A 19,140-nucleotide genomic window follows, 5' to 3' on the forward strand; every position below is an offset into this window, starting at 1 on the left:
GTTTTAGGCTGGAATACTGCCATTGATTCATTTCGTGGATATTTAACAAAGTGTTCGGATTAAACTTGCAATCTCTCAATTAATTTCAAAAATCGATATTTTTACTAAAAAATTGTTATTATATAAGCATGGTATTAACATCATTATTATTTAAGGGACTCGGGGTGTAGAAATGGATAATGAACAAATGACCAGAATGCAGCTGCGCAAGAATAGAAGGAAACCATTCTTCAAAAAATGGTGGTTCTGGCTAATTGTCGTCATAGTAATTGCAGCTGGTGTTGGATACGGACTTTTCGGCTATTATAGTAAGGACAATACAAACAAATCCAGTTCAACAACGACATCTAAAAAGATTGAAAAGTCTAAATCTTCAAGTAACAAGAAATCATCTAAAAAGAAGCCATCTAATTCCAGTTCAAAAAAAATCACTCTGGAACAGTTTAACGACATTGCCTTAGATGAGAATAACGGAACAGATTGGAACACTATCAAACAAAACTTCGGTTCTCCTGTTTCACACACGACTGCAAATGTTCAAGGAACAGATGTCGATGTTCAAAACTGGGATAATATTGCTAATTCTACTACTGGTGCTATGGTGTCAGTCGGTTTTACTGCTAACCACGCTGTCAGCAAGAAAATTACTAATCTCAAAGTCGATCGTAGCAGTGAAATAGATATTCAAAAGTTTGCACAGATTGAAAGTAATCAATCTGAAGATGACGTCATTAAGATTCTTGGTCAACCAAACGGATATGATGCCTCTACTATTGCCGGTACATCATTGACAGAGCTAACTTACAGCAGTGGAATTAAAGGTGACCCTGATGCAAAAATCGTGATCACATTAACCAATAGCAAAGTAAGCAAGCAAGTTCAAAATGGCGTTAAATAAGCATTTTTTAAGTTTTCTTAATAATTAATTTCATCCATACATGTAATGTTACAATGCATTTGGTGGAATCAGTATATAGCCGTCTCCGAGCACTACGAATGGAGATGGCTTTTTTTATCAAAACACAATTTTGTCTCAAACCAAACAGAGGCTGTAATCCGAAATTGGATTACAGCCTCTGTTTGATTTAATGCTTGAAAACTGAGCACGTTTTGCCACGCTCTTAATTTATCTACTGATAAAATGTTTCATTAACAGCCTGTGCTATAGCAATCTTAACATGTGCGAATGACAATCCACCCTGAATGTACAATGAATATGGTGGACGGAGTGGACCATCAGATGATAATTCAATAGTTGAACCTTCAGTAAAACTACCAGATGCCATAACGACATCGTCTTCATAACCATCTTGATGACTAGGAATTGGGTCAACAAATGAATTCATTGGAGAATAATGTTGAATAGCTGCACAGAACTTAACCATCGGATCAGCTTCACCAAATGAAACAGTTTGAACGATATCAGTTCTAGGTGCATCCCATTTTGGAGAAACAGACATTCCCATTTCTTCCAACAAGGCGGCCGTAAATACAGTACCCTTCAGTGCTTCACCAGTTGTGTGTGCTGCCATAAAGAATCCTTGATAGAAATCACGAAGATATGCATATGTAGCACCTTCACCCTTACCGGCACCCGGAACAGTCAATCTTGCACCTGCACCTTCAACCAAGTCTTGACGACCAACAATATAGGCCCCGCTCTTAACAATACCGGCACCAGCATTCTTATATAGAGACCCTGCCATTAGATCAGCACCGTAGAATGTTGGTTCTTCCATTTCTGAGAACTCACCATAACAATTATCAACGAAGATTACCGCATTTGGTGCGTACTTCTTAATAACCTTAATCATCTCAGCAATCTTAATAACCGTAAAACTATCACGAACAGCGTAACCACGTGAGCGTTGCAACGCTACAACCTTGATTGATTTATCCTCTTGCAATGTCTTAGCAGCAGCATCAAAATCCACATCACCGTTATCTAGTAATGGTGTGTACTTGAAGTTAATACCATATTCCTTCATAGTCCCAGGATTATCACCAGCAATACCAATAACTTCTTGAATAGTATCGTATGGCATACCTGTCATATAGTACAAAGTATCGTTAGGACGTAAGATACTGAACAATGAAGTCGTAATGGCGTGTGTTCCTGAAGCCAATTGTGAACGAACTAATGCATCGTCTGCCTTAAAATAGCCAGCGTAAATCTTTTCAATTTTGTCACGGCCTGGGTCATCATACCCATAACCAGTTGATCCCATCAGATCCTCTTCACCAACACGGTTTTCTCTAAATAAATTCAAAACACGTTGTTGATTGTACAAAACCTGTTCATCAATCTCTTCCAATCGAGGTGCGATCATCTTTTCGACTTTAGTAATCTTATTTTGTAATTCCTCTGGTAAATCTTTTTTCCATGAAAAATTCATCATTATTCCCCTTTAGTTATTTTCTGGTAAAACCTCACCTTGAGCGTGATACAGTCCCTTTTCGTTCTTGCTCAAATATACACCTTGGATTTCAGGTACAAATCCTGGGAATCTATTCATAGCTCCAATTAGAACATTGAAGTAGTCACGGTCAATATCTTGCCAACGTTCACCCGGTGCCACAATGAACACTCCTGGTGGATATGGTAGCGCACCTTCCAATGCAACTCGACCAACAATGTCGTCGAGTTCTGATAGTTCACTTTCATTTCTCATGAATGCCAGATCAGCTTCATGTGGCGTCATCTCGTAATCTTGCATATTTGTTTTTGCAAACAAAGCTTGTTGTAATTTATACGTTTTATTATCACGATAGTATTTTTGTATTTCATCACACAATTGTTTAATAGAATAATTTTCATATCTATCTGAATATTGTGAATATAGCTTGGGAAGTACCTCTTTTAACGGTGCATCTTTAAAGTACAGATCCTCAAATTCAAGAAGTGCATTCATCAATTCATCTAGATCTTCTTTTGTATCTCCAGGAGTTAACAAGAATAACAAAGAATTCAGATCATCCTTGGCTCTAATAATCCTTTTTTCAGTCAAGAATGCAGCGACTACTTGTCCAGGAATACCAGTTTCATCATAGATACCCGTTCTAACATTCACTCCAGGTGTAACGATGGTGATTTTCAATGGATCAATCATAACTTCATTATCTGTAACTTTTTTGAATCCATGCCAATTATCTTCAGGATCAAGTTTCCAATATCGTTTATCAGTTGCTAAATCATCAGTATCGACATCTTGCCACAATTTTCCATCAACTTTTTCTGGAACTAACGGTCTAAATAACTTGGACTTTTTAAGAAGTTCTTTTCGCCACTCAATACCATTGATCAACGTATGATTCCATAATTTTTTATTTGCAGGACTGGCAGCCATATATGCATTTACAGTTAATGATGCATATACAGGATATGAATAACTAGAAGTAACGTATTTTAGATAAGCATTATTAAAATGCTTGTGATCTACATAACGTTTTTGCCCTTTGATGTGACTATCCTTCTTAAGAATCTGAGAAGTTTGTCCCATCCCTGCCTGTTGTTTATGAATTGATTGTGTAACTAATATTCCAGGATCATCTGGGCCGTAATTGTATGAAAGTGGTGATAAGTCCTTTAGCAAAGGTACAAACTGTTCAAATCCGCCCCAAGCGCAATCAAACAAGATGTAATCACAAAGTTTGCCAATTTTATCTAGAATCCACTTAGAATTATAAAATACCCCATCATAAGTTTCGAGTTGTAAGACCGCCAATCTGAACGGGCGTTTTTCTTTAGCCTTAGCCGGATCAACTTTGGCAATTTCTGCACGAATCTTGTCTTCATTTAAGAAGTCTGGATCCATCGGACCAATCAAGCCCAGCGGATTACGATCTGTAGGTATATATACAGGTTTAGCCCCATTCATGACCAGTGCACTATTGTACAGCGACTTGTGATTATTGCGGTCAAACAAAACCAAGTCTCCAGGGGTCAAAACAGCACTAGCACAAATTGTATTTGAACTAGTTGTTCCATTAGTACAGAAGTATACCTTGTCAGCGTTGTATGCCTCCGCTGCTTTCTGTTCGGCTAATAGTGGTGTCCCCTCATGCGTCATAGTGTCGCCTAGTTCTTCGACTGTATCACTAGTATCAGCATAGAGCATATTTTTACCGAAGAAACGATTGAAAACTACCCCAGCCGGATGTTGCTCGTAAAATTGTCCGTTATGATGACCAGGTGTTGTAAAACTTACAGGTCTATCATTTGCAAATTTTATTAAATCAGTCAAAAATGGCGGAATATTTTCTTGTTCATACTTTTTAATTCCACTTTTAATTCTATCTTGAGTATCCGAAATAGTATCATCAGCATCAACAAGAATTATCGGAATATCGAGTCCAGATTCATTCACGATTTTCTCAGCGCCAGTAGTATTTTCACCACTTTTCAAAACTATTGCGGCTAATTCTGACGCTTTGGTTTTGTTAGAAATGGTAGTTACCTCCCATCCCTCAGGCAAATACTTGCTTGCACCATTGGTTGCAGCAATTTTTAAATAATCCATATTTTCACTCTATTCTTCATTTATTTTCAGAAAAGACTATGCAAAAGTCCAAAACTTTCATACAATGAATTGTTGGAAATTATTTTAATTATCAAAAATAATTCCTTTCAGTTATTGATTATTATATATGTTGGGACAATACACAAGTGGAATATCATACTTTATGGCTTTGTCATAAGCCGCCAAAGGATTCGCTCTTCTATAAATATTAAAAAATATAAGGGGAGCTTCACATGAATGATTTAGATATAGAACCAAAACCGCATTACATGAAATGGCAAGTAATTGCCCTATTAGACTTTGTTACCATTATTAGTTTTGAGAACATCTTCTATCCTTTCCAAAACCAAGGGTTATCAGTTGTTGTCTCATGGATCTTCTTGCTTTTCGCATACGTTATTCCTTACGAATTGATTGTTAGTCAAATGAGTCTAACTTTTGATAATCAAAGCGGTGGTTTGGCATCTTGGGTTCGTCGTAGTAGTAACGACACCCTGGGTTACTGGACTTCATGGATGTACTGGATCCAAAGTGTTCCATACATCGTCGATGTTTCAAACTCTGTTATTGTCTCATTTAGTTGGATTATCTTTGGAAATAACAGTCTAGACAAGAGAATGTCCACCTTCTCATTCGGACTATTAACTTTCGTAATCATCTTAGTATTCATTATTTTTGAAAATGTCTTCAAGAACTCACTTGAAATTCTGTCACTTATCGGTGGTGGAGCAATGTTTGTTATGTCAGTACTTTTCGTATTATTGGCTGGATATGCAGTAACGCACGGTGCACATATCGCTACTCAACCAATGAACTGGGCAGCCTTCAAGCCGACATTTAGCTTGAAATACTTCTCAACAACCGGATTATTGATATTCGCCATGTCAGGTGCTGAACTTGCCGCACCATATATTGTTCAAATGCGTGATCCAAAGCATGAATTTCCCAAAGCAATGTGGCTACTAGCACTTATGACAGCCTTTTTAACAATCTTCGGTACATTGTCATTAGCAGTATTCTTCAATGCCAACCACATTCCTCATGATTTCAAGATGAATGGTCCTTACTATGCCTTCCATCTTCTAGGTCAAAACTTGGGTGTTGGTAAACTATTGATGTACATCTTCGCCGTTGTTCAAGCAATTTTCATGATGGCACAGCTAGCTGTCTTACTTGATGCTTCAAGTCGTGTTTTTGCAGGTGATGTTGCTGACAAATTCATGCCAAAATGGCTCACAAAAACTAACAAGAACGGTCGACCAATCCACAGTTACACAATGACTACTGGATTAAGTTTGTTCTTATTATTATTAACAGGTACATTGCCAAATATTAATACAATTTATAATTGGTTATTAAACATCAACGGTATCATCTCACCATATAAGACTTGCTGGGTATTCTTCGCCTTCGTCGCCGTTCGTTGGCAAGATAAGAAATTCCATTCTGAGTATACTTTTATTAAAAACAGAACCGGTGCTTTGTTAGTCGGTGGCTGGTGTCTAGCATTTACCTTCGTCTGTGCCACTCTGGGTTTCATCCCTCAAGAAGCAGCATTTGGTACTAAACTATTCGATCACCAACTACTATTGAACTTCATTACAGTTATCGTATTATTCGGTATGGGATTTGTTATGCCACTTCTACGTAAACATGAAATGAACAAAGAACTTGATTAAGTAATATAATTTTAATAATTCTAAAATATCTAATTAGTTGCTTTTTCAGATATAATCATCTAACATAAGTAAGATTAAATAATAACTATCGCCGATTTAGGCGGTAGTTTTTTTAAGCGCAAATTTTACTTTTGAGAGGGGGATTACATGGAAAAGCACAAAAAATCCATTTATATTTTAATATTCAGTAACTTTTTGATTTGTTTGGGAATTGGATTAGTAATTCCGGTTACACCATTTATCAAGAATGAATTTCATTACACAACATCACAAATGGGGGTCATGACTTCACTATTTGCATTTGCACAATTCATTGCCTCACCTATCGTGGGCAGAATGTCCGATAAAGTCGGACGTAAACCAGTAATTGTTTTCGGACTATTTACATATATGATCTCTGAATTCATCTTTGCTGTTGCAACAACCTTACCAATGTTTAACCTATCTAGAGTTATCGGTGGACTTTCTGCAGCCATGGTAATCCCTACTTCAATGGCACTAGGATCAGACCTCACTTCACTAAAAGACCGTGCCAAGGTAATCGGCTGGTTATCTGCCGCATTCAGTGGTGGATTAATATTGGGACCAGGTCTAGGGGGAATCCTAGCTGGAATAAGTTACAAGACGCCGTTTTGGGTAGCCGGTGTTTTAGCTATTACTAGTTGTGTTTTCACACAAATCTTTCTTAAGGAAAGTAAAGATACCATTGAATTCGAGCGTGAAGAAGAGGCAAAAGTTAACAAGAATAAATCTTCTATCATGTCAATTTTGACTGTACCAATGGTTGTATTATTTGGAATGATCCTTGTTTCATCCTTTGGATTACAAGGATTTGAAAGTATTTATAGTATCTATGTAAACCAAGTTTTTAACTTTGGATTGGGAACGATTGCATTAGTTTTGACACTGAATGGTATCATTTCATTGATTTTACAAGTTGCTGCGTTCAATTGGTTGATAAACAAAATTGGTGAAATGGGATTGATCAGTTGGTGTTTCCTACTTAGCGCTGCTTGCGTATTTTGGATTACTCGAGCACATACCACGATCGAAGTAATTGTTGCAACTTTGGTCATCTTCTCATCATTTGACCTGTTGAGACCAGCCATTACAACATTGCTGACCAAATCAAGTAAAGCCAATCAAGGATTGATCAACGGAATGAACATGTCATTAACAAGTATTGGTAACGTTATCGGACCATTGATGTCAGGTGCATTAATGGATTGGAATACACATTATCCATATATCGTTGTCGCAATAATTTTGACATTCTCATATTTATTAACTTTTATCGTCAAACGTTTCCCATTAGTTGCTGCAGAAGAGTAACAAAAAAGGTTGAGAATTTTTTCTCAGCCTTTTTATTTACGCCAAATCATTGTAATCTCAGACTCACCAGTATCTTTATCAATCCCCTCCGCCTTAATGGAAAAACCATTGACACGGTAAAAATTAATTGCCTTGAAATTCTTCACATAACAACTAATGATCAAGTCATCATGTGCTTGTTTAATATAATCGAATAGCTCCTTACCGATTCCTTTACTGCGGAATTCTTTTTTAACAAAAACTCCTTCTATATAATTACCATTTAAACCAACGAAGCCAGCAATTTCACTATTATCCTTATAAACATAAATTTCTGAATTAGCCAATTGTTTTTTTACTACCGGAAAACTTCTCTTCCAATATTTTGCATTAATAAAGTTATGTGCATCCAAATTACCTTCAAGCCAAATATCGGCAACGGCATCAATTTCATTGGGTGTCATTCTTTCAATCATTTTAAATATATCCCCTAGCCATAAAAAATTTGATGTGCTATTATTCTATAATAAATCAATACACCGCCGGGTGTCACTAAAAAAAGTATTCTTTACAATTCCATTAGGCCAAAGAAGGGATTGTAAGGGATACTTTATTTTTTTGTGCAAATTCACAAAGAAATAATTAGAGGAATTAACATGAATTGGATCTACTTAACTATCGCAGGACTTTTCGAAGTCGTCTGGGCATCAACGATGAAACTTAGTCATGGATTTACAAAGCTTAGCTTTACTATCTTGACGATTATAGGAATGATACTCAGTTTTGTTTTACTCGCAAAAGCTACCAAAACATTACCATTAAGTATTGCCTACCCTATTTGGACCGGAATCGGAGCACTTGGCTCGATTTTAGTTGGCTTCTTCATATTCGGAGACAAAATATCCCCTTTAACGTGGATATTCATAGTATTGCTACTGATCAGTATTATTGGAATAAAAATGACTACAAGCCATTAAATAAACTCAAAAATATTAATAATAAATCAACTAATTTTTTACTCTATATTTTATATAATTTTTTTAATTTATATCTTAGATATCCTTGTGTTTACTAATCAGATGATTTTATAATTGAAATGTACAATTTTATGAGAGGGGAAAAAATATGGGGAAAAAGTTACGCAATATTTTTGCTGTTGTATTCGCAGCAATGGGAATCTTCGTAGCAGCATTATGCTTTAATTCTACAGAAGTTTCCGCTGCTGCTTATACAAGCAGTGATTTGATTTCTAGCGCTAAGATTATTGATCAAGACAAGACCTATAATTACAGCAGTTCCGTTGGTGTTGAATACCAATGGGATACTACTGGTACTGATATCAAATTGCAAAAAGACGATACATTAACTATGGAATTGCCTGAACAATTGAGATCAAATACTAAAGCTGGAGTACCATTCGATGTTAAAGATAAAGATGGTAACGTTATTGGTTCAGCTGTTGTGAATAAAGACAATACTGTAACTATTACATTTAATGAAAACGTCGAAAACTTCAACGAAACTACTGGTAGTATCGTGATCAATAGTGGCATTGGTGTTAATGCAAATGCCACCCCTGGTGAGAACACCGTTACTTTTCCAATCAAGGACGGTAACACGCAAGACAGCAATCTAAATATTGTTCCGGTTGATAAAAATATTACCAAAAAAGGTGTCATCGGAACAGACGCAAACGGAGATGCCATTGTAACTTGGACAATTTTAGCTAACCGTAACGAATTAGACCTTGCTAATCTAAACGTCTACGATACGATTACTGATAAGAATCTAACTTACATGGCTGGATCTCTTACTGTTTATGAAGCAACTTGGACAAACAATGCAAAACAAACATATAAAAAAGGCAACGTTTTAACAGAAGATAAATACACATTAAACGAAACTGGTAACGGTTTTGATTTGCATATTCCAAATTCTAATAAACAAATGTATGCAATCACCTTCCAAACTAAAATTAACGATCCTGCTTTAGCAAGTGATGGTGAAACAGTATTCAAGAATAAAGCTGAAATGACCTGGGGTAAACCGGGAGTCGATGGTGAAACGCCAAGGGAATCAGCCAGTGGAAGTGTTACTTCTACACCAGACGGAGGAAACTCAGGTTCTGGTGGTGGTAATTATACCGGCTCAGCTCAATTAGTTAAAAAAGACGCAAATGATGACAAGTTATTACCTGGTGCAACATATTCATTGTATAAAGTTGCTGCAGGTGATGATCAACTCATCAAATCAGATCTAATAACCGATGAAAACGGTTTGATTAATGTTTCAGGATTAGCTCCTGGAGATTACTACTTCAAAGAGACAAAAGCTCCAGATGGTTACGAACTAAGCAATAATGAGATTCCGTTCACAATCACAGGTAAAGAAGAGAACACCACTGTTTACCTAACCACTAAAGATGAACCTGAGGAAGCAAAGGGTCCTGAGGAAGGATCAGTCATTATTCAAAAGGTTGATAAAGAAAGTGGGCATAAACTTGCCGGTGCAGAGTATGACATTCTTCATGTAAATGAGGACGGCACCATTGACCCGACTCCGGTTGCACATATCACATCTGATGAATATGGTGTAGCAACTTATGACAACTTACCTGTTGGACATTATATTTTGCATGAAACAAAGGCTCCTGATGACCATGTTATAGGTAACGATATCGAATTCGATATTACCGAAAATGGTTTAGCTACTGGTATTATTATCATGGAAAATGATTTGATTGAAGAGCTTCCCACTTACTCAGTCACCTTAATAAAGCATGATACAAATAATGCTGCCGTTCTTGTTCCTGGAGCAACATATGAGTTGTATGACCAATTTGGTAATAAAATGGACGAAGCAGTTACTGATGAAAATGGTGAAATCCGAATTGAAGGATTACTACCAGGAAATTATTACTTTCTAGAATCAAAGGCTCCACATGATTACGAAATTAATGAAAATAAAGTTCCATTTACAATTGTGGACAAAGACATAACTGCCGGAGATTTGAAGACTTCAGATCCTAGAATTACTGAACCAGAAACGCCAGATATTGACAATCCTGACGTTGAGGAACCTGGTACTGAGGGTCCCGATACTGAGAAACCCGGCACTGAGAATCCTGATACCGAGAAACCTGGTACTGAGAATCCAGACACTGAAAAACCTGGTACTGAGAACCCAGACACCGAAAAACCAGATACTGAAAAGCCTGGTGTAGACCCTGATGAAAAAGATGGCGAAGATGGTGAAGAAGGTTTAATTACAAACCCTATCGATCCTGATGGAAACAACAATAATAATAACGGTGGAAACACCGACGTAAACACAACAGACCCAACAAGTCCAAAGCCTCCATATGAAGGCAGCACAGATTCATCACAAACTTACTTGCCACAAACAAGTACAGCCAATGGAATCTTAGCTAGTGTTATCGGATTATTAGCATTAACAGGCATCTTGTACTTCAGACGTCGTAAAGCTTAATATGATATTAAAAAAGATGAGTTGAAATCAAATTTCAACTCATCTTTTTTGTCTACAAATCTATTAACCTTGTGTAGGATTGTGATGCTCAGCTGCAGAAGTATCTGGGAACTTATTCAATGCAACCATGTCCTCAGCACTGATTTCAAAATCAAGTTGAGCATTATCCTTAATATGAGCAACATGAATTGCCTTAGGCAATGGAAGTACCCCGTTTTGAATTACAAAACGCAAAGCCAATTGTGGAACACTAACATTATACTTTTCAGCAATCTGATTAATTTGCTCATTATGAATCAAACCACCAGTAGCAAGTGGTGAATATGCCTCAACCAAGATATTATTCTTTTGAGTGAATTCAGTAATCTTTGGCTCTGTAAAACCAAGATAATATTGAATTTGATCGACCATTGGTTGAACTTTAGCAATCTTTTGAATGTTCTCAAGGTCATGAACAGCAAAATTAGAAACACCTATAGCGCGTACCTTTTTGGAAGCATAAATCTCTTCCATTGCACGCCATACATCCTGATTCCCCTCATCACAATTTTTACCAATTTGATTCCATGGCCATGGAGCGTGAATGATATACAAGTCAAGATAATCAATATTCAAATTATCCATCGTAGTTTGAAAATCCTTCAATGCGCCCTCATAAGTCTTAGTGTGTGCAGGCAACTTAGATGTAACAAATATATCCTTGCGGTCAACTTTCGAATCTCTAATTGCCTTACCGACACTCTCCTCATTACCATAGGCCAATGCAGTATCAATATGACGATATCCCTCATTCAATGCGTTAGTAACAGCATTATATGTAGTTTGACCATTAGGAATTTGCCATGTACCAAATCCTACTTTTGGAATACCTACGCCATTACTCAACGTAAATGTATCAGTTAATGCACTCATGAATACACTCTCCCTTTATATTTTTTATCAACAATTTAATATTACATTTTAAATTTGCAAAGGTAAAACAATACAACTCCACATATCATTTGCATTAAACATCAATAATAGCTAAGCTTAATTAACAAATTTGGAGAGGATACAAATTATGAGAAAAGTAGTTTTTTACGGAGCTATTAGTTTAGATGGATACCTTGCTGATAAAAATTATTCACTTGATTGGTTATTTAAGTACAACGACGAAAAAATTATGAAGGAAAGTTACGAACCTTTTTTTGAACAAGTCGATACCACCATCATGGGAAGACGGACTTACGATGATTTAATGTCAATGTCCACTGAATTCCCATATCCAGATACAAATAATTTTGTTTTATCTCACCGAGAAATAAATTCTAGGTATATTAAACAAACTAACGAACCAGTAGAAGAACTCGTACAACATCTGAAAAAACAAAATGGCAAAGATATTTGGATCATTGGTGGTGGAAAATTAGTTTCATCCCTACTTGACCTGAATCTCATAGATACCCTACAGATACAAATAACTCCCGACATCTTAGGATCGGGAGTTAAATTATTTGAGCATATGAACGAAGCACATCAGTTCAAAACAATCTTCACAAAACAATATGGAGATTTAGTCGATATCAAATATCAGCTAAAAGGCGCCACCGCCTGAGCCTCCTCCAAAACCACCTGAACTCCCACCAGAGAATCCGCCGGAACTACCGGATATACTAGAGCTGGCAGTATTACTAGTAGAAAATGAACTAGATAACGATTTTTCAATATTGAACTGATTACCATATCCATATCCGTACCAGTAATATATAAATGCAGGATTTGATTCGATGACCTCTGATCCAAAGTTTGTTTTAAGAGCTTTAATTACCTTAGGAGAAATACCAAACGCAACCGCATAAGGCAAGATTTGTTCCCAAAGAATCAAATCACCGACTTCAGCCAAATTCAAGTCGTCAACATCCTCAAACATTCGCTTAAATGCTCTTAATTCGTTAGCCAATTGCTCCCCTTCTTCTGTGTAAGAGCTTACTTTGTGTTTTATGATCAATGACACTGACCAACAGAATATAATGGTCAGAATGGCAAATATCGACAATGGAAGCAATATAGCATTTACTAATAGTGCAGATATACCAATTGAAATAACTAGTAGTACCGTACTGATAATCGCGGCAGCAATAAATCGATTGATAATATTTTTATTATGTATATCCAAGTATTTATTGCTCCCAGAAGCTACTCTCTTTTTCCAGCTTACATATTGGTCATTAAGCTTACCCTTCTTATCTTTTTTAGCGTACTTATCAATATCCTTAAGAGTAACACTGGTTCCATCACCGATAGTATTGACCATGAACTTGAGTAAATCATCCTCAGGTTCCTTCAAAGCAATAATTCTGAAGGTCTTCTCCTCCTTTTTAAGCTCAACATTATGCTCGTTGACCTGAATCATCAGGTCGCCCATAAATCCTTTACTGTCGCCCTCATTTGCCTTATTAAGAACAACATTGGCCATACTAGGTAATATTGTGGGCGAATCAAACCAATGAAACAAAGGTGTAGGCATTGGATGCTTATTAGCAGGACCCTTTTTCAATATCAAATAGTTAATTAGATAGATTAAAATAACAATAAATATTAATACGACAATTGCAATTTTACCGATTTTCTTAGGACGCTCGCGAGCAGCATTAGCTTGTTTCGCTAACTGTTTTTCTTGCGCCAAAATTTTGTTTTTTGCATTCTTATTAACTGTATTAGAATTCAAAGGCGTAACACTAGTTGGAAAGATAATATGACTTTCAACATTTCCTTCTGAAGGAACCTGATCGGCAGTAAGCACGACTTTACCCGCCTTTTTATCGACATCGTTATAACCATCTAACCTACCATGTGCCCAAGCCTTCAACCCCTTAATATCTTTTGCAGGTAAATTGATAGTAATCTTAACAATATTAAGATCATGATCCCAGCCACCACCAATTATTTTCCAATTTAATTCAGCAGTATCCTTATAATTAGTTATTACTCCATACAGTTTATACTTGTAAATAAACGTGACCGTCTTATCAGACACAGCATGATATACCTTAAGTTTCATATAATCACTAGTATTATTAACACTAAATGTATTATTTTCTCCAGTAGATGATTTACTAATGGGGACAGTATTCCCACCATCCTTTACCATCACCTCTGGATCCCCCACACCCTTAATACCATTAGTAGCCTGATTATAGTAGACACCATGAAAATCCCCAACAAAATCATAAGTGACGTACTGAGTCATTTCAGCGTCACCTTTTTTATCAATATCCACATTAACGGTATATTTGGTAATACCATAACTACCATCACTACTAGCCGCATGAATATTAGATGGAAATTGTAAGGTCATGAATATAGCAATAATAGTCATCCAAAAAACAAGCACAATCTTTTTCATAACTATCCCCTTGTAAAAAATCCACTACAAAACGTAGTGGATTTTTAATTTTAGTATAATCTTTCAAGCCAAGATTTATTTAAAAATTCTTTCCAATAAGTGGAAGATTGTTGCAATAGTGCATCATTAGACAAAACATATTTACGATAAGGAACATGATTAGGCAATGAAGCCTGACCAGAAAGAAAACGTTCATCTTGAACACGAATCAAATTTGCATGGTAATTTGCGGCCATCTTGTAACCAACATTAATTGAACATAACAACAGAATAACAGTGGCCAGAATTCTAAAGTTTTTGATTACCTGATTAGCATAATAAGATGCCGCTTCGATAACATACAAAACAGCAGCGATATACAAGAATACATACGAAGTGAAAAATTCACGCGAATTTATCGGCGAAATAATAATAATAAATGGTGATATCAAAGCAAAATACGTAAACATACTAAAATACAAAATATAATTTTTCTTAGCATTAAATAAGCAAATCGTAGATCCTATTAAAAATAGCCAGAAAACTATGGTCATTACACCATCAATTTGCGTGATGCGAGTACTTAAACCACGATACATAAAGAACTGATCATAATTGTGACGACCAAGCCACACATTAATAGCAATATAATAAACAATAAAGAAACTAGATAGAATATTAATAATCCACTTTAATTTCCCATTGCGTAGTTTATTAGTGGCAATAATAATAATAGCTATACAAAGAACAACATTCACTATTAGGTTCAAAGTATTAAACCAGTAATGTGTAATATAAAAATAGTTATTTATAATTCCGTGTAAATCAAAGTTAGTATCACGATAAGTAGATTTCTCATGGTACGCAGGATGACTAAACATGATTATTGCAGAAATTATTGCTCCCATCAAATAGCTTCCTTCAAACCATTCATAATTTCTATGATAAATAAATTTGCCAGCCAAAATCGCAACAATACCAATGAATATTTGATAAAGCGTCAGATGCTCCACGAATAATCCACCAATCAAACTCACTACAAATGTACAAATTGCCAAAATGATTGGATTATAAATCTTGTTTCCATCAAATAATTCCTTTACAAAAGTTAAAAATAACAGCGTCAATGCCAAAGGTGGAATGTAATTGATAAAACCAGCATTCCATGACAAAACTGTACTCACATAACCATCTTGGAATGTAAATACGAACAGACCGCTCAAGATCATCGATAACTTAGATTTACCAGTAAGTTTCCAAATACACCAAAGAAGTAATGTCCAAAATATAGCATAAGCAAGCATAGCAAATATTAAATGATGCACAGTAAATATTTCAGATAAATTACCAATCCATCGACCATTGCTACTACCGCCATATATTTTTTGTGGCCCATAAAAACCATGATTCATCAAATATCTACCTTGTTCACCACCCCAGAAATAATCATCTCCAGACGGTATAACTAGAAATCTAAAAACAAAAAAATACAGGAATACGAGTGGGAAAAATAGTTCCTCCCAATTACTGTGAGTTTTACTTTGCATAAAGTTCCTCCAAAATCAAAATACTTCTTAAGTATAACCTATATTGCCACCGTATTTTTATAACAAAATAAAAAAGCAGCTCACAATAGTGAACTGCCTTAATGCTAATTAATCTGTCCAAATTTCTTTAGCACGATTAAATGCTGACCATGCCTTTGGCCATCCGGCATAGAATGAAAGATGAGTTATTTCAGCAATAATCTCCTCTTTAGTAATACCATTCTTCTTACCAATTTTAAGATGAGCATTTAATTGTTCCAAATTACCAGCAGAAATAATGCTTGCAATGGTAATCATTGATCTATCATGTGCAGATAATTCTTTTTCCTTACTCCATACTTCTCCAAAAAGTACATCATCATTTAGTTTTGCAAATTGTGGTGCAAATTCACCAAGTTGTTCTTGTCCGGCTGTTTGTTTGACCATGTGTATTTCCTCCAATATTCCGTTTAACTTTACGAATAATATTAAAGCACTTGAAGTTAACTTTAAGTCAATAAAGAATATGAAAAAAAATATAAAAGGTGCCCAAAAGGTGCCCAAAATATCAAAATAGTAATCTAAGAGTGTCAATTTAATAATATTTTTACAAATAAAAAAAACTCTGAACATTGATTTAACAACATTCAAAGCTTATATATTCGACTTAGTAAAGAGTTGAAATCACTCATTATACCGGTGATCGGGGTCGAACCGATACTCCCTAGTGGGAACAGGATTTTGAATCCTGCGCGTCTGCCAATTCCGCCACACCGGCATTTCAATACTTAGGCATAGCCCAAAGGCGGTAACCGGATTTGAACCGGTGATGAAGGTTTTGCAGACCTCTGCCTTACCACTTGGCTATACCGCCATATCAATGACAAAAATTGGGTTAGCTGGATTCGAACCAGCGCATGATGGAGTCAAAGTCCATTGCCTTACCGCTTGGCTATAACCCATTAAAGGGCGGTATGTGGGAATCGAACCCACGTGTGTCGGTACCACAAACCGATGTGTTAACCACTTCACCAATACCGCCATGATAAAAGGTAGAAACAGGGATAGTAGGAATTGAACCCACACTGACGGTTTTGGAGACCGTAGTTCTACCTTTAAACTATATCCCTAACTATGGAGGGGAGTGGATTCGAACCACCGAACCCGAAGGAGCGGATTTACAGTCCGCCGCGTTTAGCCAGACTTCGCTACCCCTCCAAAATGGCGCGGGACGGAATCGAACCGCCGACACATGGAGCTTCAATCCATTGCTCTACCAACTGAGCTACCGAGCCATTTAACGGTCCCTGCGGGAATCGAACCCGCGATCTCCTGCGTGACAGGCAGGCGTCCTAACCAACTAGACCAAGGAACCAAGAATTAATTATTTTTGAAGCTAATTGCGGGAGTAGGGTTTGAACCTACGACCTTCGGGTTATGAGCCCGACGAGCTACCAGACTGCTCCATCCCGCGATAATAAAAATTGAAACTGTAATAATCAATAAGGAGGATGTGGGATTCGAACCCACGCGCCGTTTTCACGACCTGACGGTTTTCAAGACCGTTCCCTTAAGCCGGACTTGGGTAATCCTCCATTGCTTAATATTTAAAACTATAAATCTGTATCGATGCATAAGCACCAATGACCCGTACGGGATTTGAACCCATGTTACCGCCGTGAAAGGGCGGTGTCTTAACCACTTGACCAACGGGTCATGAAACGGAGAAGGAGGGATTTGAACCCTCGCGCCGCGTAAACGACCTACACCCTTAGCAGGGGCGCCTCTTCAGCCACTTGAGTACTTCTCCAGACATAGTGGGCCTAAATGGACTTGAACCATCGACCTCACGCTTATCAGGCGTGCGCTCTAAACCAGCTGAGCTATAGGCCCATAACAAGCGGCAAAAGCGGGTGACGAGAATCGAACTCGCGACAACAGCTTGGAAGGCTGTGGTTTTACCACTAAACTACACCCGCATTAAAGCCTCTATACTATTAGCATGATTGACTACATCACACTAACGGTCCCTGCGGGAATCGAACCCGCGATCTCCTGCGTGACAGGCAGGCGTCCTAACCAACTAGACCAAGGAACCAATTAAATAATTCAATTGCGGGAGCAGGATTTGAACCTACGACCTTCGGGTTATGAGCCCGACGAGCTACCAGACTGCTCCATCCCGCGATAACAATATGAATTTAGGCTTTATTCCATGCGATGGACCCTGTAGGACTCGAACCTACGACCGAGCGGTTATGAGCCGCCTGCTCTAACCAACTGAGCTAAAGGTCCGGAATAAATAGCGGCGAAGGGGATCGAACCCCCGACCTCCCGGGTATGAACCGGACGCTCTAGCCAGCTGAGCTACACCGCCAAAAAACAAAAACATATGTGATCAAATGATCACTATCGGGAAGACAGGATTCGAACCTGCGACCCCCTGGTCCCAAACCAGGTGCTCTACCAAGCTGAGCCACTTCCCGAAAAGAAGCAATGCACCCAGTAGGAGTCGAACCTACAACCTTCTGATTCGTAGTCAGACACTCTATCCAATTGCGCTATGGGTGCATATTCATTATAGTGCCGAGGACCGGAATCGAACCGGTACGGTAATCACTTACCGCAGGATTTTAAGTCCTGTGCGTCTGCCAGTTCCGCCACCCCGGCGTTACTATAATGAAAGCGGAAGACGGGATTCGAACCCGCGACCCCCACCATGGCAAGGTGATGTTCTACCACTGAACTACTTCCGCATTAATGCCGACTAGAGGATTCGAACCTCCGACCCCCTGTTTACAAGACAGATGCTCTGCCAACTGAGCTAAGTCGGCATAAAATGAATTATGCTTATTCAATTTTAATAAAAAACTCTCAATATTGCAACAACAATATTGGTATACGGGTGAAAGGACTTGAACCTTCATGTCCATTGGACACTAGAACCTAAATCTAGCGCGTCTGCCAATTCCGCCACACCCGCATGGTGTGTTGTATATTTGTTGCAAATGAGTCGTGACGGGTTCGAACCGTCGACCCTCTGATTAAAAGTCAGATGCTCTACCAGCTGAGCTAACGACTCATGGATGGAGGATACAGGGATCGAACCTGTGACCTCCTGCTTGTAAGGCAGATGCTCTCCCAGCTGAGCTAATCCTCCATGATAAATGAACAGCGTGGCAGCTACCTATCCTCGCGGGTAGTTTCCCACCAACTACTTTCGGCGTGAAGAAGCTTAACTTCTGTGTTCG

Annotated in this window: 13 protein-coding genes, 26 tRNA genes and 1 rRNA gene; 6 read left to right on the forward strand and 34 right to left on the reverse strand. The window is 37.6% G+C overall.

The window, feature by feature from the left end; translation table 11 throughout:
• Positions 1-172: 172 nt before the first annotated feature.
• Positions 173-898 (forward strand): DUF3862 domain-containing protein, encoded by a 726-nt coding sequence (locus EKM66_RS11640; protein WP_125764812.1) that lies wholly within the window; start codon positions 173-175, stop codon positions 896-898.
• Between the two features lie 232 nt (positions 899-1,130).
• Here EKM66_RS11640 and EKM66_RS11645 read toward each other — a convergent pair whose 3' ends face one another.
• Together EKM66_RS11645 and EKM66_RS11650 are read right to left on the reverse strand one after the other, a co-directional pair.
• On the reverse strand, positions 1,131-2,396 hold the full coding sequence (locus EKM66_RS11645; protein WP_125764836.1) for a methionine gamma-lyase family protein: 1,266 nt from the start codon (positions 2,394-2,396) through the stop codon (positions 1,131-1,133).
• Positions 2,397-2,408: 12 nt separating this feature from the next.
• On the reverse strand, positions 2,409-4,520 hold the full coding sequence (locus EKM66_RS11650) for a putative ornithine decarboxylase (protein ID WP_125764814.1): 2,112 nt from the start codon (positions 4,518-4,520) through the stop codon (positions 2,409-2,411).
• Between the two features lie 233 nt (positions 4,521-4,753).
• Here EKM66_RS11650 and EKM66_RS11655 point away from each other — a divergent pair, with 233 nt between their 5' ends.
• Positions 4,754-6,199, forward strand: a complete 1,446-nt coding sequence (locus tag EKM66_RS11655) for an APC family permease (protein WP_125764816.1) — start codon at positions 4,754-4,756, stop codon at positions 6,197-6,199.
• Positions 6,200-6,346: 147 nt separating this feature from the next.
• Positions 6,347-7,531: an MFS transporter gene (locus EKM66_RS11660; RefSeq protein ID WP_125764818.1), complete on the forward strand. Its 1,185-nt coding sequence runs from the start codon at positions 6,347-6,349 to the stop codon at positions 7,529-7,531.
• Positions 7,532-7,563: 32 nt separating this feature from the next.
• Here the strand turns inward: EKM66_RS11660 and EKM66_RS11665 are convergent, their stop codons facing one another.
• The gene (locus EKM66_RS11665; protein ID WP_125764820.1) at positions 7,564-7,986 is read right to left on the reverse strand and encodes a GNAT family N-acetyltransferase; all 423 of its coding nucleotides are present in this window, start codon (positions 7,984-7,986) and stop codon (positions 7,564-7,566) included.
• A gap of 180 nt (positions 7,987-8,166) precedes the next feature.
• Here EKM66_RS11665 and EKM66_RS11670 point away from each other — a divergent pair, with 180 nt between their 5' ends.
• On the forward strand, positions 8,167-8,487 hold the full coding sequence (locus EKM66_RS11670) for a DMT family transporter (RefSeq protein WP_125764822.1): 321 nt from the start codon (positions 8,167-8,169) through the stop codon (positions 8,485-8,487).
• A 148-nt stretch (positions 8,488-8,635) separates the two neighbouring features.
• Positions 8,636-10,999 (forward strand): SpaA isopeptide-forming pilin-related protein, encoded by a 2,364-nt coding sequence (locus EKM66_RS11675; RefSeq protein WP_125764824.1) that lies wholly within the window; start codon positions 8,636-8,638, stop codon positions 10,997-10,999.
• A 63-nt stretch (positions 11,000-11,062) separates the two neighbouring features.
• Here EKM66_RS11675 and EKM66_RS11680 read toward each other — a convergent pair whose 3' ends face one another.
• The gene (locus EKM66_RS11680; protein ID WP_125764826.1) at positions 11,063-11,911 is read right to left on the reverse strand and encodes an aldo/keto reductase; all 849 of its coding nucleotides are present in this window, start codon (positions 11,909-11,911) and stop codon (positions 11,063-11,065) included.
• Positions 11,912-12,059: 148 nt separating this feature from the next.
• Between EKM66_RS11680 and EKM66_RS11685 the strand changes: the two genes are divergently transcribed.
• The gene (locus EKM66_RS11685) at positions 12,060-12,593 is read left to right on the forward strand and encodes a dihydrofolate reductase family protein (RefSeq protein WP_125764827.1); all 534 of its coding nucleotides are present in this window, start codon (positions 12,060-12,062) and stop codon (positions 12,591-12,593) included.
• Here EKM66_RS11685 and EKM66_RS11690 read toward each other — a convergent pair.
• The 30 genes from EKM66_RS11690 to rrf form a co-directional block, all read right to left on the reverse strand.
• On the reverse strand, positions 12,573-14,384 hold the full coding sequence (locus tag EKM66_RS11690) for a DUF2207 domain-containing protein (RefSeq protein ID WP_125764829.1): 1,812 nt from the start codon (positions 14,382-14,384) through the stop codon (positions 12,573-12,575). The genes EKM66_RS11685 and EKM66_RS11690 overlap by 21 nt on opposite strands.
• 50 nt (positions 14,385-14,434) lie before the next feature.
• Complete coding sequence (locus EKM66_RS11695) at positions 14,435-15,910, reverse strand: DUF6056 family protein (protein WP_125764831.1); 1,476 nt, start codon at positions 15,908-15,910, stop codon at positions 14,435-14,437.
• 108 nt (positions 15,911-16,018) lie between these two features.
• A complete protein-coding gene (locus tag EKM66_RS11700; protein WP_125764834.1) occupies positions 16,019-16,336 on the reverse strand; it encodes a carboxymuconolactone decarboxylase family protein in 318 nt (105 codons plus the stop codon).
• Between the two features lie 247 nt (positions 16,337-16,583).
• Positions 16,584-16,667: transfer RNA gene (locus tag EKM66_RS11705), tRNA-Leu, on the reverse strand.
• A 25-nt stretch (positions 16,668-16,692) separates the two neighbouring features.
• A tRNA-Cys gene (locus EKM66_RS11710) sits at positions 16,693-16,763 on the reverse strand.
• 16 nt (positions 16,764-16,779) lie between these two features.
• A tRNA-Gln gene (locus tag EKM66_RS11715) sits at positions 16,780-16,851 on the reverse strand.
• A gap of 6 nt (positions 16,852-16,857) precedes the next feature.
• Positions 16,858-16,930, reverse strand: a tRNA-His gene (locus EKM66_RS11720).
• Between the two features lie 18 nt (positions 16,931-16,948).
• A tRNA-Trp gene (locus tag EKM66_RS11725) sits at positions 16,949-17,019 on the reverse strand.
• 5 nt (positions 17,020-17,024) lie between these two features.
• A tRNA-Tyr gene (locus EKM66_RS11730) sits at positions 17,025-17,107 on the reverse strand.
• Positions 17,108-17,111: 4 nt separating this feature from the next.
• A tRNA-Phe gene (locus EKM66_RS11735) sits at positions 17,112-17,184 on the reverse strand.
• Between the two features lie 6 nt (positions 17,185-17,190).
• Positions 17,191-17,264 (reverse strand) — tRNA-Asp (locus EKM66_RS11740).
• Positions 17,265-17,289: 25 nt separating this feature from the next.
• Positions 17,290-17,363: transfer RNA gene (locus EKM66_RS11745), tRNA-Met, on the reverse strand.
• 31 nt (positions 17,364-17,394) lie between these two features.
• Positions 17,395-17,484 (reverse strand) — tRNA-Ser (locus EKM66_RS11750).
• Between the two features lie 49 nt (positions 17,485-17,533).
• A tRNA-Glu gene (locus EKM66_RS11755) sits at positions 17,534-17,605 on the reverse strand.
• A gap of 6 nt (positions 17,606-17,611) precedes the next feature.
• Positions 17,612-17,699, reverse strand: a tRNA-Ser gene (locus EKM66_RS11760).
• An 8-nt stretch (positions 17,700-17,707) separates the two neighbouring features.
• Positions 17,708-17,782: transfer RNA gene (locus tag EKM66_RS11765), tRNA-Ile, on the reverse strand.
• Positions 17,783-17,797: 15 nt separating this feature from the next.
• Positions 17,798-17,868: transfer RNA gene (locus EKM66_RS11770), tRNA-Gly, on the reverse strand.
• A gap of 45 nt (positions 17,869-17,913) precedes the next feature.
• Positions 17,914-17,987, reverse strand: a tRNA-Asp gene (locus EKM66_RS11775).
• A 15-nt stretch (positions 17,988-18,002) separates the two neighbouring features.
• Positions 18,003-18,076, reverse strand: a tRNA-Met gene (locus tag EKM66_RS11780).
• Positions 18,077-18,110: 34 nt separating this feature from the next.
• Positions 18,111-18,184 (reverse strand) — tRNA-Ile (locus EKM66_RS11785).
• An 8-nt stretch (positions 18,185-18,192) separates the two neighbouring features.
• Positions 18,193-18,266, reverse strand: a tRNA-Met gene (locus EKM66_RS11790).
• 35 nt (positions 18,267-18,301) lie between these two features.
• Positions 18,302-18,375 (reverse strand) — tRNA-Pro (locus EKM66_RS11795).
• Positions 18,376-18,386: 11 nt separating this feature from the next.
• Positions 18,387-18,460, reverse strand: a tRNA-Arg gene (locus EKM66_RS11800).
• A gap of 13 nt (positions 18,461-18,473) precedes the next feature.
• Positions 18,474-18,559: transfer RNA gene (locus EKM66_RS11805), tRNA-Leu, on the reverse strand.
• Positions 18,560-18,573: 14 nt separating this feature from the next.
• Positions 18,574-18,645: transfer RNA gene (locus EKM66_RS11810), tRNA-Gly, on the reverse strand.
• A 5-nt stretch (positions 18,646-18,650) separates the two neighbouring features.
• Positions 18,651-18,723: transfer RNA gene (locus EKM66_RS11815), tRNA-Thr, on the reverse strand.
• A gap of 66 nt (positions 18,724-18,789) precedes the next feature.
• Positions 18,790-18,872 (reverse strand) — tRNA-Leu (locus tag EKM66_RS11820).
• 26 nt (positions 18,873-18,898) lie between these two features.
• Positions 18,899-18,971, reverse strand: a tRNA-Lys gene (locus tag EKM66_RS11825).
• 5 nt (positions 18,972-18,976) lie between these two features.
• Positions 18,977-19,049: transfer RNA gene (locus EKM66_RS11830), tRNA-Val, on the reverse strand.
• Positions 19,050-19,063: 14 nt separating this feature from the next.
• Positions 19,064-19,140, reverse strand: a 5S ribosomal RNA gene (gene rrf, locus EKM66_RS12970); the annotation flags it as partial.

Origin of the sequence: Companilactobacillus hulinensis (assembly GCF_003946555.1) — a bacterium.
GTDB classification, from domain to species: Bacteria; Bacillota; Bacilli; order Lactobacillales; family Lactobacillaceae; genus Companilactobacillus; species Companilactobacillus hulinensis.